Annotated in this window: 12 protein-coding genes; 6 read left to right on the forward strand and 6 right to left on the reverse strand. The window is 72.0% G+C overall.

All coding sequences use genetic code 11. The annotated features are described in order from the left end of the window. The first annotated feature begins 488 nt into the window (after positions 1-488). From AB0N76_RS31645 to AB0N76_RS31655, 3 genes are all read left to right on the forward strand, one after another. Entirely contained in the window at positions 489-5,513 is a 5,025-nt protein-coding gene (locus tag AB0N76_RS31645) for a beta-ketoacyl synthase N-terminal-like domain-containing protein (RefSeq protein WP_363563016.1), read from the forward strand. Between the two features lie 1,315 nt (positions 5,514-6,828). Then, positions 6,829-7,485, forward strand: coding sequence for a helix-turn-helix domain-containing protein (locus tag AB0N76_RS31650; protein ID WP_363563018.1), 657 nt, complete (start codon positions 6,829-6,831; stop codon positions 7,483-7,485). 169 nt (positions 7,486-7,654) lie between these two features. Further along, the gene (locus tag AB0N76_RS31655) at positions 7,655-8,788 is read left to right on the forward strand and encodes a hypothetical protein (protein ID WP_363563020.1); all 1,134 of its coding nucleotides are present in this window, start codon (positions 7,655-7,657) and stop codon (positions 8,786-8,788) included. A gap of 121 nt (positions 8,789-8,909) precedes the next feature. On the opposite strand, the gene AB0N76_RS31660 is transcribed toward AB0N76_RS31655, so the two are convergent. The 3 genes from AB0N76_RS31660 to AB0N76_RS31670 form a co-directional block, all read right to left on the reverse strand. After that, the gene (locus tag AB0N76_RS31660) at positions 8,910-9,188 is read right to left on the reverse strand and encodes a hypothetical protein (protein WP_363563022.1); all 279 of its coding nucleotides are present in this window, start codon (positions 9,186-9,188) and stop codon (positions 8,910-8,912) included. 41 nt (positions 9,189-9,229) lie between these two features. After that, a complete protein-coding gene (locus AB0N76_RS31665; RefSeq protein WP_363563024.1) occupies positions 9,230-9,997 on the reverse strand; it encodes a serine protease in 768 nt (255 codons plus the stop codon). A 523-nt stretch (positions 9,998-10,520) separates the two neighbouring features. Then, complete coding sequence (locus AB0N76_RS31670) at positions 10,521-11,285, reverse strand: GNAT family N-acetyltransferase (protein WP_363563062.1); 765 nt, start codon at positions 11,283-11,285, stop codon at positions 10,521-10,523. Between the two features lie 241 nt (positions 11,286-11,526). Here AB0N76_RS31670 and AB0N76_RS31675 point away from each other — a divergent pair, with 241 nt between their 5' ends. Beyond that, on the forward strand, positions 11,527-12,063 hold the full coding sequence (locus tag AB0N76_RS31675) for a hypothetical protein (RefSeq protein ID WP_363563026.1): 537 nt from the start codon (positions 11,527-11,529) through the stop codon (positions 12,061-12,063). 147 nt (positions 12,064-12,210) lie between these two features. Then, a complete protein-coding gene (locus AB0N76_RS31680) occupies positions 12,211-12,645 on the forward strand; it encodes a hypothetical protein (protein ID WP_363563028.1) in 435 nt (144 codons plus the stop codon). A gap of 71 nt (positions 12,646-12,716) precedes the next feature. Here AB0N76_RS31680 and AB0N76_RS31685 read toward each other — a convergent pair whose 3' ends face one another. After that, complete coding sequence (locus tag AB0N76_RS31685) at positions 12,717-13,214, reverse strand: phosphoribosyltransferase (protein ID WP_363563030.1); 498 nt, start codon at positions 13,212-13,214, stop codon at positions 12,717-12,719. 126 nt (positions 13,215-13,340) lie between these two features. Between AB0N76_RS31685 and AB0N76_RS31690 the strand changes: the two genes are divergently transcribed. Then, complete coding sequence (locus tag AB0N76_RS31690; protein WP_363563032.1) at positions 13,341-14,006, forward strand: response regulator transcription factor; 666 nt, start codon at positions 13,341-13,343, stop codon at positions 14,004-14,006. Between the two features lie 7 nt (positions 14,007-14,013). Here the strand turns inward: AB0N76_RS31690 and AB0N76_RS31695 are convergent, their stop codons facing one another. Together AB0N76_RS31695 and AB0N76_RS31700 are read right to left on the reverse strand one after the other, a co-directional pair. Further along, positions 14,014-15,372: a sensor domain-containing protein gene (locus AB0N76_RS31695; RefSeq protein WP_363563034.1), complete on the reverse strand. Its 1,359-nt coding sequence runs from the start codon at positions 15,370-15,372 to the stop codon at positions 14,014-14,016. Continuing rightward, complete coding sequence (locus AB0N76_RS31700) at positions 15,365-16,801, reverse strand: FtsX-like permease family protein (RefSeq protein ID WP_363563036.1); 1,437 nt, start codon at positions 16,799-16,801, stop codon at positions 15,365-15,367. Before AB0N76_RS31700 ends, AB0N76_RS31695 begins: the two co-directional genes overlap by 8 nt. Between the last annotated feature and the right edge of the window lie 2 nt (positions 16,802-16,803).

Below are 16,803 nucleotides of genomic sequence, written 5' to 3' on the forward strand. Positions count from 1 at the left end.
CCGGCTGCGGGCATGCGGCGCACCGCGCCCCGCGCCCCGCCGGGGCAACGCCCCTGACGCCACGTCACGCCATCCGCCGGCAGCCCCGGCCGTCCCCGGCGCACACCGCCCCCGGCGCCGTGCCCCTCCCGGCGCCGTGTCCCTCCCGGCGCCGTCGCGCGCCCGTCCGCGCCCGTCCGCGCCCGTGACGTGCCGTCATCCCGTCCCCTGCGCCGGGTCCCGCCGCGCCCTTCGCCGGGGTGTGCCCGGATGCCGGATCTGACGTCACGTCATATCGGACGGAGCGTCAGGACCCTTGCCGGACAAGGGTCGTGAGGGTGCGCCGCATGCCCGCAGCCGGGGCCGGCCCGGCGCGCGCGGGGGCGCGGGTTCTCTTATAAGAACACTGGGGTCAAACTTGGCCGTCAGTGTAAGTTTGCATCCCGCTAGTCCAACGGCACCGCCGAAACGCCTTCCCGGCCGGATCGAGAAGAGGTTGGACCCCTCCCATGGACCACACGAAAAACGCCCCCGCCACCCCCGCCGCCGTCGCCGTCATCGGCCTGGGCTGCCGCTTCCCCGGCGCGCACGGGCCCGCGCAGTTCTGGGACAACCTGCTGGCCGGCACCGACTCCGTCACCCCCGTGCCCGCCGACCGCTTCGACATCACCGCCCACCACGCCCCCCACTCCGGCACCCCCGGCAAGACCGCCTCCCGCCACGGCGGCTTCATCGACGACGTCTTCGCCTTCGACCACGCCTTCTTCGGCATCTCCCCCGCCGAGGCCAAGACCCTCGACCCCCAGCAGCGCCTGCTCCTGCAGACCGCCTGGGAAGCCCTCGAACACGCCGGCATCCGCCCCTCCACCCTCGCCGGCACCCCCGCCGGCGTCTTCGTCGGCCAGGCCACCGCCGAGTACTCCGAGGTCTCCGCCCACCCCGGCGGCCCCCACATCCGCGACCTCGCCGGCGCCCGCCTTCGCGCCGTCACCGCCGGACGCCTCTCCTTCGCCCTCGACCTCCTGGGCCCCAGCGTCGTCCTCGACACCGCCTGCTCCTCCTCCCTGGTCGCCGTCCACAACGCCCGCCAGAGCCTGCTCACCGGCGAATGCGACCTCGCCTTCGCCGCCGGCGTCAACATCGTCCTCTCAAGCCACGACGCCATCGCCTACTCCCAGGGCGCCATGCTCTCCCCCGAAGGCCGCTGCCGCTTCGGCGACGCCGGCGCCAACGGCTTCGTCCGCAGCGACGGCGTCGGCGTCGTCATCCTCAAACGCCTCACCGACGCGAACCGCGACGGCGACCGCGTCCTCGCCACCCTCCTCGGCAGCGCCGTCACCAACGACGGACGCGGCAGCGGCCTGCTCCTGCAACCCGCCGTCAGCGGACAGGTCGCCATGCTCCGCGCCGCCTGCCGCTCCGCCGGCTTCACCCCCGACCGCCTCGACTACGTCGAATCCCACGGCACCGGCACCGCCGTCGGCGACGCCGTCGAACTACGCGCCCTCGCCCAGGCCACCGACCGCCCCGCCCACCACCCCCTGCCCACCGGCTCCGTCAAAACCAACATCGGCCACGCCGAATCCGCCGCCGGCATCGCCGGCCTCATCAAAGCCGTCCTCATCGCCCACCACGGCACCATCCCCGCCTCCCTCCACTGCCACCACCCCAACCCCGTCATCACCGACGAAAACCTCAACGTCCGCATCGTCACCCGCAACACCCCCCTCACCCCCACCCACCCCACCGCCACCATCGGCATCAGCTCCTTCGGCATCTCCGGCACCAACGCCCACGTCATCATCGGCACCCACCCCACCCCCACCACACCAACCCACACGGCAACGCAACCCGGCACACCAACCCACACCACAACGACAACGACAACGACGGCGGGAACCCGAACGGACGAACCACCCCACCCCACCGACACCCACCCCGCCAACCCACCCACCCCCACGGAAACCGGCACCAAAACCCACGAAACACCCCACCCCGCCACCACCACCGCACCCATGGCCGTGGCCGTACCCGCCACCGCGCCCCTGCCCCTGCCCCTGCCCCTGCCCCTGCCCCGAGCGGACGACGAAGCCCCACACGCCGTCACCGCCGGCACCCGCCCCACAACCACCGCCACCACCACCACGGCCACGGCCACCACAGCCGCCCGCACCACCGGCCCCACCCACACCACCAGAACCGGCACACACCCCACCGCCACACCCCGGACAGGAACCGAAACGGCGGCGGTGGCGGCAGCGGTGGCGGTGGCGGTAGCGGGCACCGCCGTTTCCGCCACCGCACGACCCCCCAGAACACCCACCACGGCCACCCACCCCGCCACCGCACCCTGGGCCGACGAAGCCTCACCCACCCGCCCCGCCACTGCCAACACCCCGGCCACCGCCGCCGCCACCGCCGTCCGCGGGACCCCGCCCGCGGCCTGGCCACGCGCAACGGACACCACACCCGCCACCGCCACCGCCCCCACCACCGCCGTCGCCAGCACCCCGGCCACCGCCACCACCGGCACCGCCTCACCCACCGGCAGCCCCGCGGTCCGCGCTGTCGCCGACGGCGACCACACCGCCGCAACCACCCGCACCACCACCGCGCCGACCACCGCCACCACCAGCTCCACCGCCCCGGCCACCGCCACCGCCCCCCGCACGGCCACAGCGCCGACCACCGCCACCAGCTCCCCGGCCGCCGTCCCCCGCACGGCCGACGCCGCCGCCCGCGCCACCGCCTCGGTGTCCGTCACCACCAGGCCCGCGCCCCCGGCCGCCGCGATACCCGACCAACTCCTCGTCCTGTCCGCCCGCTCCCCCCACTCCCTCACCCGACTCGCCCGCGCCTGGGCCGACCACCTCGAAGGCCCCGGCCGCCACCACCGCCTACGCGACCTGTGCGCCGCCGCCGCCCTGCGCCGCGACACCCACCCCCACCGCCTCTGGGCCCGCGGCGACACCCACACCACCCTCGCCACCCACCTGCGCACCCTCGCCGACAACACCCCCACCCCCGCCGGCGGCACCGCCCACGCCGGCTACGGCCCCCCACGCCGCACCGCCTTCATCTTCCCCGGCCAAGGCTCCCAATGGCTCGGCATGGGCCGCGGCCTCCTCAACACCTCCCCCGCCTTCGCCACCACCCTCACCGCCTGCGACAACGCCATCCACACCGAACTCGGCTGGTCCCTCACCCACCTCCTCACCCACACCACCGAACTCCCCACCCGCATCGACCACATCCAACCCGCCCTCTGGGCCATCGGCGTCTCCCTCGCCGCCGCCCTCACCGAAGCAGGCCTCACCCCCGACGCCTGCCTCGGCCACAGCATGGGCGAAATCGCCGCCGCCCACGTCGCCGGCGCCCTCACCCTCCACGACGCCGCCACCGTCATCTGCCGCCGCAGCCGCCTCATGCGCCGCCTCACCGGCCGCGGCGCCATGCTCCACGTCGAACTCTCCCCCCACGACGCCCGCACCCACCTCGCCCGAAACCCCGCCTACACCGACATCCACATCGCCGCCGAGAACTCCCCCACCACCACCGTCCTCGCCGGACCCCCCACCGCCCTCACCCACCTCACCCACGACCTCGAACACCACCACATCCACTGCCGCCCCATCCGCGTCGACGTCGCCTCCCACCACCCCGACATGGACCACATCAGCCACGACCTGAACACCGCCCTCACCCACCTCACCCCCCGCCCCACCCACACCCCCCTCATCTCCAGCCTCACCGCCACCCCCCTCACCGGCACCGAACTCGGCCCCACCTACTGGCAGAACAACCTCCGCCACCGCGTCCGCTTCACCGACGCCCTCACCCACCTCACCCCCCACGACACCCTCTACCTCGAAATCAGCCCCCACCCCGTCCTCACCACCGCCATCGACGAAACCCTCCACACCCACCACGCCCCCGGCACCACCCTGCCCACCCTGCGCCGCAACCACCCCGAACCCCTCGCCCTCCTCGAAACCCTCGGCCGCGCCCACACCCACGGCGCCACCATCAACTGGAACAACTGGTACGGACCCACCCCACCCCACACCCACGACCTCCCCACCTACCCCTGGGACACCCACACCCTCCGCCACACCCCCCACCCCACACCCACCCACACACCCCACACCAACACCGACACCACCCCCACCAACACCCCCGCCGACACCCACACCACCCCAACCACCCCCGCCGACACCACCCTCACCAGCACTCCCGGCATCGCCCCCGCCGCCACGTTCGCCGACACCACCGGCCGCACCACCAACGGCACCCACCCCGCCGACACCGCCACGCCCCTCACCGGCACCACCGCCTTCTCCCCCACCGACGGCCGGCCCGCGCCCCACATCCGCGAAGCCCCCCTCGCCGACTGGAACATCACCGACCACCACACCACCATCCACATCCACGGCCGACGCCCCATCCCCCCCACCACCTACCTCGCCGCCATCCTCGAAACCGCCCACACCACCACCGGCCACCCCCACACCCTCACCGACATCCACCTCACCGACACCCCCCTCACCCACCACGACCTCCCCCACGCCACCCTCCGCATCACCATCCACCCCCCAGCCCCCGACGGCACCCGCCACGCCCAAGCCGAAACCCGCCACACCCCCACCTCCCCCCTCCAACCCTGCGCCCACGCCACCCTCCACCCCCAACCCACCACCACCCCACCCCCCAACCACCAACACCTCCTCCACCACACCCTCAACCAACACCTCCACTACCTCACCCCCCACCACCTCAACACCACCACCGCCACCCACCACAACATCCACACCACCCCCCACCACCCCACCACCCCCCACACCTGGCACCGCCCCGGCCTCACCGCCGCCCTCCACCACCCCAACCCCCACCACCAACCCCACACCCCCACCACCACCGACACCGACGCCACCCGCATCCGCGTCACCCACGCCCCCACCTGGGAAGCCGGACTCCTCACCCTCCTCACCACCTACCGCCCCACCACCACCTACACCCCCACCCACATCGACACCATCCGCATCCACACCACCCCCACCAAAGAATTCTGGGCCCTCGCCCGCCTACGCCCCACCCGAAACCGCCACCACACCCACGCCGACGTCCTCTTCCTCGACCCCGACGGCACCCTCCTCGCCCAATTCCTCGCCATCACCCTCCAAACCCACCCCACCCCACACCACACCCGCACCATCCCCGTACCCGCACCCGCACTCCCCATCCCCGCACCCACGCCCGCCATCACCCCCGCCCACCACCACACACCCACACCCACCGCTGCCGTCGGCACCCAACCCACCCACCCCGCCCAAGCCCTCATCCAACACATCGCCCACCTCCTCGAAATCCCCGAACACCACCTCGACCACCACCGCCCCCTACGCGACCTCGGCCTCGACTCCCTCATGGCCACCCAAATCCGCACCCACCTCCACACCACCTACGGCCTCACCCTCACCACCGGACGCCTCCTCGGCCCCGAACCCCTCCACCACCTCCTCACCACCATCACCTGACAACCCCCCAAAACCCCACCCCCAAGCACCGACCACCACCACCCGAGACACCACCAGACCACCCCGCCCACCGCCACAACCAGCCGGCACGAGCCCGGCCGCTCAACCCACAACGGGAAGCCCTGACAAGCCGGCCCGCACACCAGCCCCCAGACGGCGAACCCAAAACACCCCCAACCAACGCGCCGACCACACCCACCGGTCCACACACCGACTCCGGCCCGCCCGCCACAAACCCGCCGCCCGAAGCGGAACACACGGACACGGACCATCCCAGAAAGCGCCAGCCGCGCCCACCCACACAAGCCACCGCGGACACAGCCCCGACCGCTGTCCCCACCCGAACCACGTGAGGACCCGCCGGCACACCCCGAACCAACCCGACCCGCGACCCGCCGCGCCCCACCCGCCACACCGTCAGAACCGGCGCACCCGAACACACCCGACCCCGCGCCACCCCGCCCCCACCGCCACCCGATGCCGGACGACCCACAGCACCACCACGACCCCACACACCCGCCACCACCCAGACCTCACGGCAACAAGAACCGCGCAAGCCTCAACCCGCCACCCCAGACCCTCTACCGGCCCCCGGAACCCCGCCACCACGACGAATCCCGCTCAAGACCCTCCAACACCTCAAGCCTGCGCCCCACATGCCCGAGAAACTCCGCCGGCAACCTCACAGCATGCACCACCACGTAATGCGCCAACCCCTCCGGCCACAGATAAAAACCATCCGTCAGATCACGCGAACCATTCACACACGAACACAACCGACACCTCGACACCCCCATCCACGAACCCGCGACCAACCCATGCCCCAAATACTCCGCAACCCACCGCCGCTCCCCCTCATCCCACCCCACATCAACCAGACCACCAGGATCCGGCAACCCCCCATCCCCCTCCGAACCCCAAAAACCAAGCAACCTCACCACACCACCAGCACCACCCCACACACCACCCATCCCCCAACCCCCCAACCCAGACCCGACAAACCTGACAAACCATCAAAAAACGTCCACGACACCACACCTAACCACCTCGGGCCCACCCCCCACCCACCAACCTACCGACCCCACCCACAACCCTCCACCAAACCCACACCACCACCAACACAAAACCGACAAACCATCAAAAACCAGACACCCACACCCCCCACACACCACCCCCCGACACCCAACCACCACCCACCCACCCCCAACCGACCCCAAACCGAGACACCCACAACCAACTTCAACTACACCACATAGATAAACTGAAGTGCACCAACCCAACCCGCCAACCCCACCACCACCCCAGGAGCCACCCCATGACCCCCACCCACACCACCACACCACCCCTCGGCCGCCGCGAACGCAACAAACAAAAAGTCAAAGAACGCCTCTACGACGCAGCCATCACCCTCTTCGCCGAACAAGGCTACGACGAAACCAGCATCGACCTCATCGCCGAACGCGCCGACGTCGCCCGCGGCACCTTCTTCAACTACTTCCAACGCAAAGAAGACCTCCTCGGCGCCTGGGGCGAAAAACGCCGCGACCAACTCCTCACCACCATGAACACCACCACCACCCCCACCGACACCGCCATCACCCAACTCCGCACCTGCATGACCGCCCTCGGCCAACTCAACGAAAACCACCAACAAGAAACCAACGCCCTCCTCATGGCCTGGGTCCGCGCCGGCCGACCCCTCCTCGAAGACCCCTACCTCGCCGAACTCTTCGCCACCATCGCCGCCCACGGCATCCAACACGGCGAACTCAACCCCCACTACACCCCCCACCAAATCGGCAACACCCTCCGCGACCTCTACCTCGGCACCCTCTACCGCTGGTGCGCACCACCCACCCACACCACACCCACCACCCCACCCACCCCCCTCACCACCCAACTCCACACCACCCTCGACCTCATCCTCCAAGGCATCCAAACAACAACAGAAGACACGAAGGCAGAGACCTGACAACAGCAGGGGCCAAGCTGGACTCCCGACCCGCAGTGGAAGTACGCGTTCAGCACGGCACCCTCCAAGCCCTACCACCCGTCAATCGGGCCGAGCGGACGCACTTCGGGTGTGTCATGATGCGCCGTGGTCGAACGGCCGCCTTCATCCACGTAACGGAAGAGCCGCTGTGTCCTCAGAAGTGTTCGCGGTGGTCCTCGTTGCGGCGATCGTCGTGATCACCGCCTCAACCAGCCTCGCCGCCAACCGGACCCGGCGCCGGATCGAGACGGAGTTCGACCCGACCGCCTACGGGATGCCTCCGCGCGCCGCGCTGATGCCGGACCGGGCCGGGCCGCCCCCGGGCGCCTCTCGGATGCGGGAGATGCAGGCGATCGCCGACGCCGCGTGGAAGGACGACTGGAGGCCGGCCGCACGGTACGTCGCGGCGGCCGGGCAGGACTGGGACGAACGCTGGTCGCGCGTGGGAGTGCTGGTCTCGATCGCCCACACGGACGACGCCTGGCTGCGGAAGTGGCGCATGGCCGAGCCCGGTTGCTGCGACGCAGCCGTGGTAGAGGCGCATCTCATGGTGCAACGCGCCTGGCAGACCCGAGGCAGCGGCACCACCCGCCAGGTACCCAGGGCGGCGATGGCGAACTTCCGTGCCCAACTTCACGCAGCGATAGAGGCGGCTCACCGGGCCGCCCTGCTCGACCCGGCAAACCCGAACCCCTGGGTGGTCATGATCACTGCCGCTCGTGGCGCGAAGTACCGGCACTCGCAGTTCCGTAAGCTCTGGGCCGAACTGACCACCCGGGCACCGCATCACTACGAAGCGCACTGGCAGGCGCTCCAGTACTGGTGCGCCAAATGGCACGGCTCCGACCGCGCGATGATGCGCTTCGCCCGCCGCGCGGTGCGCAACGCTCCCACGGGCAGCCCGCTGGCCGGCCTGATCCTGCGAGCACTGTACGAGCGGGGGATGTCCCACCCCCTGGAAGAACCGTTCAGGGCACTGCTCGAACGCCGACGGCTGAAGACCGCCACGAAGGCACTCGCGCTGATTCCCGAACACGACCCGCATCTCCCGGAACTGCGACACCTGCTGGCCCACCACCTGGTCCGGGCACGGATGTGGAAGGCCGCGCTTGACCAGTTCCGGCTGCTCGGCCCGTGGTGCGGCGCCGCTCCCTGGACCGACCGCTTCGACCCGGCGAAGGCGTTCCACATCGCGCGGGGGCTCGCGGCGACCAGGTCCAAGGTCGAGACGGACCCGAGCCGCCAGGGCGTGGTGAGCAAGCGGCGGGGCATGGTCTGGTGACGCGACCCCGAAAGGGGCAGCACCGCTTGTCGGCGGGTTCCGCAGGAACGGGCCGTCGATCAGCGGAGCAAGTATCGGCGAGAACCGACCGCAACTCGCCGAGCGAGATCGAGAGCGGCCTTCAGAGCTGCTGCCAGCAGACACGGCGCAGGCCGAGGTCCTCCAGCAGGTACGTCGCATCGGCGCGGCGGGCCGCGTCGGTCGCGGCGACGGTCTCCAGCTCCGCGAGGAGACGGTCACGGTCCGCCTCTGGCAGTTGGCTCAGCCAGTCCACGATGCGGGGGAACTCCATGTCCAGGTTGGCGAAGTCGAGCGAGGTCAGGATCGCGGCGCGCACCTTCTCAAAGGTCGCCGGTTCCGCCTCCTTGGAAGCCTCCGGTCTTCTCGATCTGCTGAACACACGGCGCACTATACGTGGTGCCACCGGCTCGGTCAGGTCGGTCAGAGGTGGTTCAGGATCCAGGTCTGCAGGTAGCCGGCGCCGACTTCGCTGTAGTTCGCGGTGGTGGAGCAGTTTTGGCCCTTCATGACGCCCACCTGGAAGAGCTCGCCGTTGACGTTGACCATCAGCGGACCTCCGCTGTCGCCCGGGCAAGGGCCTCCGCTGGTCGGGATCGATTTGAGCCCTATCCCGTCCGGTTCGGCCGGCATGATGGACACGCCCTTGAACTGGAGCCGGCTGGGGTACTGTCCGGCACCGTTCTGGCCCCATCCCGCGATCACGCCGTCGTCGTACTGCGTGAACGGGCCGCCCTGGCGGCCGTCCCACCGGAAGCTCTGGCCGGGATCGGCCAAGCTGATCGGGGCGATGCCGGTCACCGGGGATTCCAGTTTCAGCAGGGCCACGTCGTTGTGCCCGCCGGTGTAGCCGGGATAGGAGTAGAGCTCTACGGCCTTCCTGACCTGCCCGCCCGAGCCGTTGACATTGGTGCCGACGCGCACGGACATGTCGCCGGGGTTGGTCACGCCTCCCACGCAGTGCGCCGCGGTGAGCACCCAGTTGCTTCTGATCAGGGTGCCGGTGCAGAAGGTCCCGCCGACGTACGAGACCTTGGCGACGAAATCGAAGGAATTGTCGGTGACCGTGTTGCCGCCGGTTATCGCCTGGGCGTGGGACGGCGCGACCCCCGCCAGCCCTGCGCCGATCAGGCCTCCGGCAACCAACAGCCGTAACGAATGTCCAAGACTTCCTCGACGTCCGAAAGACATGGCTGGCCCTCCTGTCGTACAGGACGCCCCTCAACCAGTCTTGCGCGCCCTGCTCCCCTCCGCCATTGGGTCGGCGAGCCTCCAATGGTCGTCCTTGAGGGTCACAGGGTGCCCATGAGGAAGAATGTTCGGCATGACGACTTGAAGGGCAGAGGCCGGGCGGTGGTATTGGCGGAAGGTCGCGGCCTGGGACACAGTCCCCGACGGTGACCGGCGGATCTGTGCCGCCTGCGGGACGGCCGTTCGCTCGTACCAGTACCGGTTCCATCCTCCCGAGTCCTCGACGTTCGAGCGCTGCATCGGACTCGTCTGGTGTCCGGACTGCAGGACCTACGCCAGCCAGCTCGTGCACGTCCCGCGGAAACGGCAGCTGGTCGACGCCCTCGTCTCGCTCCCCCCGGAGCAGCGAGAGCGGCTCCTTCGTTCGGAGGCACGGCTGATCGCGTTCCTGGACCGCATGGACCGTGACGCGGCAGTGTTGCTCTCGGGGTCGGCAGATGGTGGGTGACGACGGGTGGTCGGCTCAGGGGTTGACGGTGTGTTCGGTGAAGTGGCCGCAGGGGTGGAAGCCCAGGCGGCGGTAGACGGGGGCGCCGGCGGCGGAGGCTTGGAGGACGGCGATGTGGTGGTTCCGGTCGTGGGCAGTGTGGAGGGCGGCGAGGGTGATCGCGCCGCCGTAGCCGCGGCGGCGGTGGCCGGCCAGGGTGGAGATGTTGTAGATGCCGGCGACTCCCGCGTGGTGGAACACCTCGGCGGAGCAGACCGGGCGGTTCTCCACGTAGCCGACCAGGTAGCGGGCCGGGCAGTGCGGGGCCAGGGCCTGTGGGGCGGCCTGGGCGAAGAAGCGGCGGACGGTGTCGGCGGGCGGGTCCCAGTTCGCGGCGAGGACCGTGGCGTAGTCGGCGAGCTGTTCGGACGTGGTCACCCGCTGGATGGACAGCCCCTGGACGGCGGGCGGAGGCAGGGCGCCGTCCAGTGCGGCCCACATCGCCGTCTCGCGCTCGGACTCCGGCAGGCCTGCCGCCGTCAGGCGGGCCCTGAGGTCCGACGGTTTCGACGCGGGCCCCACCCACCAGGAGAAGCGGCGGCCGGTGCGGGCCAGCGTCCGAGCGGTCTCGGCGATGCGGGCCGTGGCGTCGGGACCGGTGAGGCGGGCCGCGGCGACGATGTTGAACGTGTCGTCGTCCAGGCCGCTGTCCGCGATCAGGAGATCACCCGGCTCCGTCACGGTCGCACCGGCCATGGTCCGGTGCAGGTGGCAGGCGTGTTCCGCCAGGTTCCGCTCCATCCGGTCCAGCACGTCGGCTTCATCGGAAAAGTAGGCATTCACAGCGATTGATCCCAGCACGGCCGGGCGGAGATCGCATGCGATTTACAGGCGTGCCGGCGCCGGCTCATAGGGTGGGGGGATGACTTGTGACCGTAGGACGGTTGTCGTTCTGTTCGCCTCGGTGGGGCTCCTGTTCGGTGGCGCCGGCTGTTCGTCCGGGGGCGGGACGGGTAGCGGGCCGGGTGGTGGCGGTGCGGAGTTGTCGTACGGGAAGGTGAAGGCGGTGGTGGCCGGGCACGGGGCGGGCGCGGCGTGTCCGTTCGGGTTGGACCTGGGTGGGGCGTTGAAGGCGGCCGGGGTCGAGCGGGCGGTCGCGCCGGCCGGCGGGGCGGAGCCCCCGGTGCGGGCCGAGGTCGTGCCGGGTCAGGAGGTGCGGCCGGAGAGCGTTCAGGTGTGGTGCTCGTACACGGCCGGGGCGACGCCGGTGGAGATCGGGGTGCTCGCCGCGCCGGCCGAGAAGATCGCGGTCAACCTGGCACTGCCCTACCTCCAGCGGGCCGGTCGGCTGACGGTCGACCAGCTGACCGCGGTGTCCACCGATCAGCCCTCCCCCGGTGAGGCCAGGACCACCCCGGGGGCCGCCTCGGTCGGCATCGCGCGGCGGGCGGTCACCGGAAAGGGTGATCTGGCGCTGCTGGTCAGTCAGGGGACGGAGACCTCCGACCTGGACCGGGCGCTCACCGGGGAACCGCTGCGGAAGGTGGCCGAGGCGCTCGCCGCGCAGTTGCACGTCTGAGGTCGGGGGCTACCAGCCGGGCGCGTGGGACCGGTCCGACCGAAACCCCCGTCAAATGCCGTCACATCGGATAGACATGCCATGTCCGAGGCGACAGACGCGGCGTGACGACACGTCCGGCAGCCTTCCCGCGACCAAGGAACCCCCGTGGCAGACACCAGTACCCCGCCCACCGAGCCGCTGCACTACGCGGTGGACCTCACCCAGGCCGACGTCCAGGCCGTCCAGGCCTTCCTGCGCGAGCAGATCAGCCCGATGGAGGGGGACAGCTCGTTCGGCAGCCCGGAGCAGCGCGCCGCCCGGGCGCTGTCCAGTCTCGTGCGCACCGCGGCCGCCCGCGCCGACGCGATGCTCAAGCGCCTGGCCGAGTTCCCCGACGACCGGCACCGGGCGGACAACCTGCAGACCCTCCGGCAGAGTTGGCAATCCCTGGTGGAGGCCGCCGAGGAGTGGGCCGACACGCCCGGCTTCGACCGCCGCCGCTGGCGCGAGGTCGACGCCGATCCCGCCTCCGCCGCCCTGCGCCACCGCCTGGTCGCCAAGCAGCGCGCCGAGACCTCGACCACCGGCACCAAGGCCTGACGCACGGCCGCCGTCGCCGCCCCTCTGCCCCGTCCCGGGTCGGCCGGGGGGCGGCGACGGCGGCGCTCCGCTCAGGCGTCGAGCGTCTGGCCCTCGCGCCGGCGGACCGGCGGCTCGGTCGACCACGGGAAGTTGATCCACGCGTCCGTGCGCTTCCACACGTACTCGCACTTCACCAGGGAGTGCGACTTCTCGTAGACGACGGCGGACCGCACCTCGGCGACGTGGTCGAGACAGAAGTCGTGCACCAGCTTCAGCGTCTTGCCCGTGTCGGCGACGTCGTCGGCGATCAGGACCTTCTTGTCGGTGAAGTCGATCGCCGCGGGGACCGGCGCCAGCATGACGGGCATGTCGAGGGTGGTGCCCACACCCGTGTAGAACTCGACGTTCACCAGGTGGATGTTCTTGCAGTCCAGCGCGTAGGCCAGGCCCCCCGCGACGAACACGCCGCCGCGGGCGATGCTCAGGATGAGGTCGGGTTCGTATCCGTCATCGGCGATCGTCTGCGCGAGTTCGCGCACCGCATCGCCGAAGGTCTGGTAGCTCAGGATCTCGCGCTCGTCAGTCACGCCGTCCAGTGTCCCCGGCCCCGCCGGAGCACGGAACAGCGGCACGCCGGGCAACGTCGCCGGGGGTGACGCCCGACCGGGGGTGACGCGGGGCCGGGCCGGATCCGGCGCGCCCATAATGATTCCATGATCGAGAAGCGGTTGCGCGTGGTACTGGCCGAGGACTCCGTCATCCTCCGGGACGGCATGGTGGAACTGCTCGACGCGCGGGGGTGCGAGGTGGTGGCCTCCGTCGGTACGGCGCCCGAGCTGCTCGCCGCGGTCGCCGAACACCGGCCGGACGTGGCCGTGGTGGACATCCGGATGCCGCCCACACACACCGACGAGGGCATCCGCGCCGCCGTCGAGATCCGGGCCACCGCCCCCGGGGTGGGCGTCCTGGTGTTCTCCCAGCACGTCGAGACGGCCTGGGCAGCCCGGCTGCTGGCGGGCGGCGCCGCCGGGACGGGCTATCTGCTGAAGGAACGGGTCTCCCGGACCTCGGAGTTCACGGACGCGCTGCGCCGGGTCGCCGACGGCGGCACGGCGCTCGATCCGGAGGTGGTCACCCGGCTCATGCGCGGCGGGCGCAGGCGCCGCGTGGACACCCTCACGCCACGCGAGCGCGAGGTGCTGGAGCTGATGGCGCAGGGCCACTCCAACCGCTCGATCGCCACGCTGCTGGTGGTGAGCGAGCGGGCGGTGGAGAAGCACGTCGCCGCCGTGTTCACCAAGTTCGACCTGCCGGCCACCGAGGCGGACAACCGGCGGGTGAAGGCGGTGCTCGCCTACCTGGCGGAGCAGGAGGCCTGAGGGTTCCTCACAGGCCCGCCGGCAGATCGGCGGTGATCGTGGTGGGACCGCCGGGCGGGCTGTCGACCCGCAGGACCCCGTCGACCGCCGCCAGCCGCTCGGCCAGCCCGGTCAGGCCGCTCCCGCCGCCGAGTCTCCCGTCGCCGGGGGTGGCGCCGCCCCGACCGTCGTCGCGCACCAGCAGCCGGACCCGGCCGTCGGCCGCGGTGACCGCGAGCTCGACCGTCCGGGCCCCGCTGTGCTTGGCGATGTTGGTGAGCAGTTCCGCGGCGCAGTAGTAGACCGTCTGCTCGATGACCGGCTCCGGGCGCTGGCGGAGGTCGAGCCGGACGTCGACCGGTACGGGGGACGTCTCGGTGAGCCCCGGCAGCGCCTCGCCGAGCCCGCCGGCCGCCGTCACGGGACGGATGCCCCGGGTGAGCAGCCGGAGTTCGGCGATGGTGTCGTCCGTCTGGCCGCGGGCCCGGGTGAGCAGGGCGCGCAGCCGGTCGCGGTCCGGCGGTGTGCCGGGCGCCGGCGGCTCCGGCGGGGGCGATCCGGCGCCGCCGGCGGCGACCGGCGGTGGTGCGGCGGGGCCGAGCGCGTCCTCGGTGAGCGCGAGCGTGATGGCCAGTGCGACCAGTCGTGCCTGGGTGCCGTCGTGCAGGTCCCGCTCCAGTCGGTGGAGCCGGTCCGTGTTCGCGGCGATCAGTTCGGTCCGGGCGTCCTCCAACTGCCGCACCCGCTGCTGGACGCGCACCAGTCCGAGCAGGGTCCGGGCCAGCCGCCGGTTCACCGCGCCCAGTGCCCGGATCGCGCCCGGCACCGAGGCCAGCAGGACCAGGCCGAGCGGCACGGCGACGGCCTCCGGCCAGCCGGTCGACCGGGCTGCGGCGGGTTCCAGCAGCCGGATCCAGAGCGGGAAGCCGATCAGCCACCCGCTGCCGAGCGGCAGCAGGACGGCGGCCGCGAATCCCAGCACGCCGAGGGGCAGCCGCAGCACCAGGTAGAGCAGCACCCGCCAGGCGACCGGATCGGTGAGCACCGCCCGTCCCTTGGCCAGCATCCCCGCGGGGGCCGGCCGTCGGGTCGGGGCCTCGACCCGTTCGCCGAGCAGCCGGTCCACCAGCCATCGGTGCGGCGCGCCGAGTGCCCGCGCGCCCAGCAGGGCGAGGACGACGAACGGCAGGCCGATCACCGTCAGCGACAGCAGCACGCCCGCGTAGAGCACGGCGATCGCGTAGAGCCCGCCGAGCAGCGCGACCGGCAGGCCGAGCAGCGCGAAGGCTACGTCCCCGCGCCGGACGGCCCAGTAGCGCCGCCGGTCGGTGTCGGCGCCGGTTCGCCTGTCTTCACCAACCCCGCCGGTCCCGCCGCGCTCAGTCACGGCTGCCGTCCATCAGCTCCGCAGCCGGTCGGGCGACCGCCCAGCGCCCCGTGACCAGGACCACCGGCACGGTGAGGGCCACCGCCCCCGCCGTGATCCACCCGCAGGTGGCCACCGGCACCGCGGGCACCGCCGACCCGGTCACGGCCAAGCTGAACGCCGACGCCGCGGCTCCCGCGACCAGCGCGCCCAGGAGTACGCCCAGCACCGCCGTCAGCACGGCCTCGACGGTGAGCATGCGCAGCAGCTGCGCCCGGGTCGCGCCGATGAGCCGCAGCAGGGCGAACTCCCGCCGCCGGTCGGCGGTCACCGCGACCAGGGTGTTGACGATCGCGACGGTGGCGAAGCAGACCAGCATCCCCAGTTCGGCCTGCCGCAGCCAGATGTCGGTGGCGGAGGTGGCGGAGGTGGCCGCAGTGGTGGCCGCAGTGGCGGAGGTCGTAGCGGCCGCGGATCCGCCGGCGGCGGCGCTGACCCGCGCCGCGGTCGCGGCCCGCCCGGCGATGAACGTCATGATCGACATGGTGCCCGACAGCCCCACCAGCATGGCGACCGGCACCACCGCGGACGACAGGCGCCGCGCGTGGCCGCGCAGATTGGCGTCGGCCAGCCACCCCGCCCCGGGGACCGCCAGGCGCAGGGGCGCGCCCAGGACGGCCGTCAGGGCGCGCGCCGCGACCGGCCCCGCCAGGGCGACCGCGACCAGCAGCACCAGCGAACCCAGCAGCGCGGCCTGCGCCGCCTTGTCCACCTGGTCGGCGGGCCGGGTCGCGGAGAGCCGCAGCAGCAGACCGCCGCCCACCGCCACGCCGGCCCCGGCGAGCAGCCGCACCGCCCCCGTACGGGCGTGCTCCGTCGAACTCGCGGTCAGGGCGGCCGCGGGCGGGATCCGGGAGATCCGCCGGGCGGCCACCGCGGCGGCGGCCAGCCCGACGAGCAGCGTCGCCCCCAGCGCGACCAGCATCGGCACCACGGTTCCCGGTACCCGGACCTCGGCCGCCGCCATCCCGCGCCGCTGCAGCGCGGCGAGGAAGTGACGGGCCGCCACCGCGCCGACCGCCCAGCCGGGCCCGGCCACCGCCAGGGTGGTGGCGACCACCTCGCCGCGCACCAGCCGCCGGGCCTGGCGCGGTGTCGCCGCGACGGTCCGCAGCAGGGCCAGCTCGCGGTGCTGCTGGCGGAGCGCGAAGCCCAGCGTGTTGACCACGACGAAGAAGGCGACCAGGACGGCGATCTCGCCGAACGCGCCGGCGATCAGCATCAGCCCGGGTCCGCCGGTCGCCGTCCGGACGCCGGCCGGTGTGGCGAGGTCGGCGGCGAACAGCGAGCCGAACAGGGTGACCGTGGCGACGGCGAGCATGAGCGCGGCCGCCAGACCGGCGAACGCGGCCGGCCGTCGGCGCAGCTGCCCGAGGACGAGGGAGGTCATCG

The sequence above is a fragment of the Kitasatospora sp. NPDC093806 genome (assembly GCF_040683335.1).
Lineage (GTDB): Bacteria > Actinomycetota > Actinomycetes > Streptomycetales > Streptomycetaceae > Kitasatospora.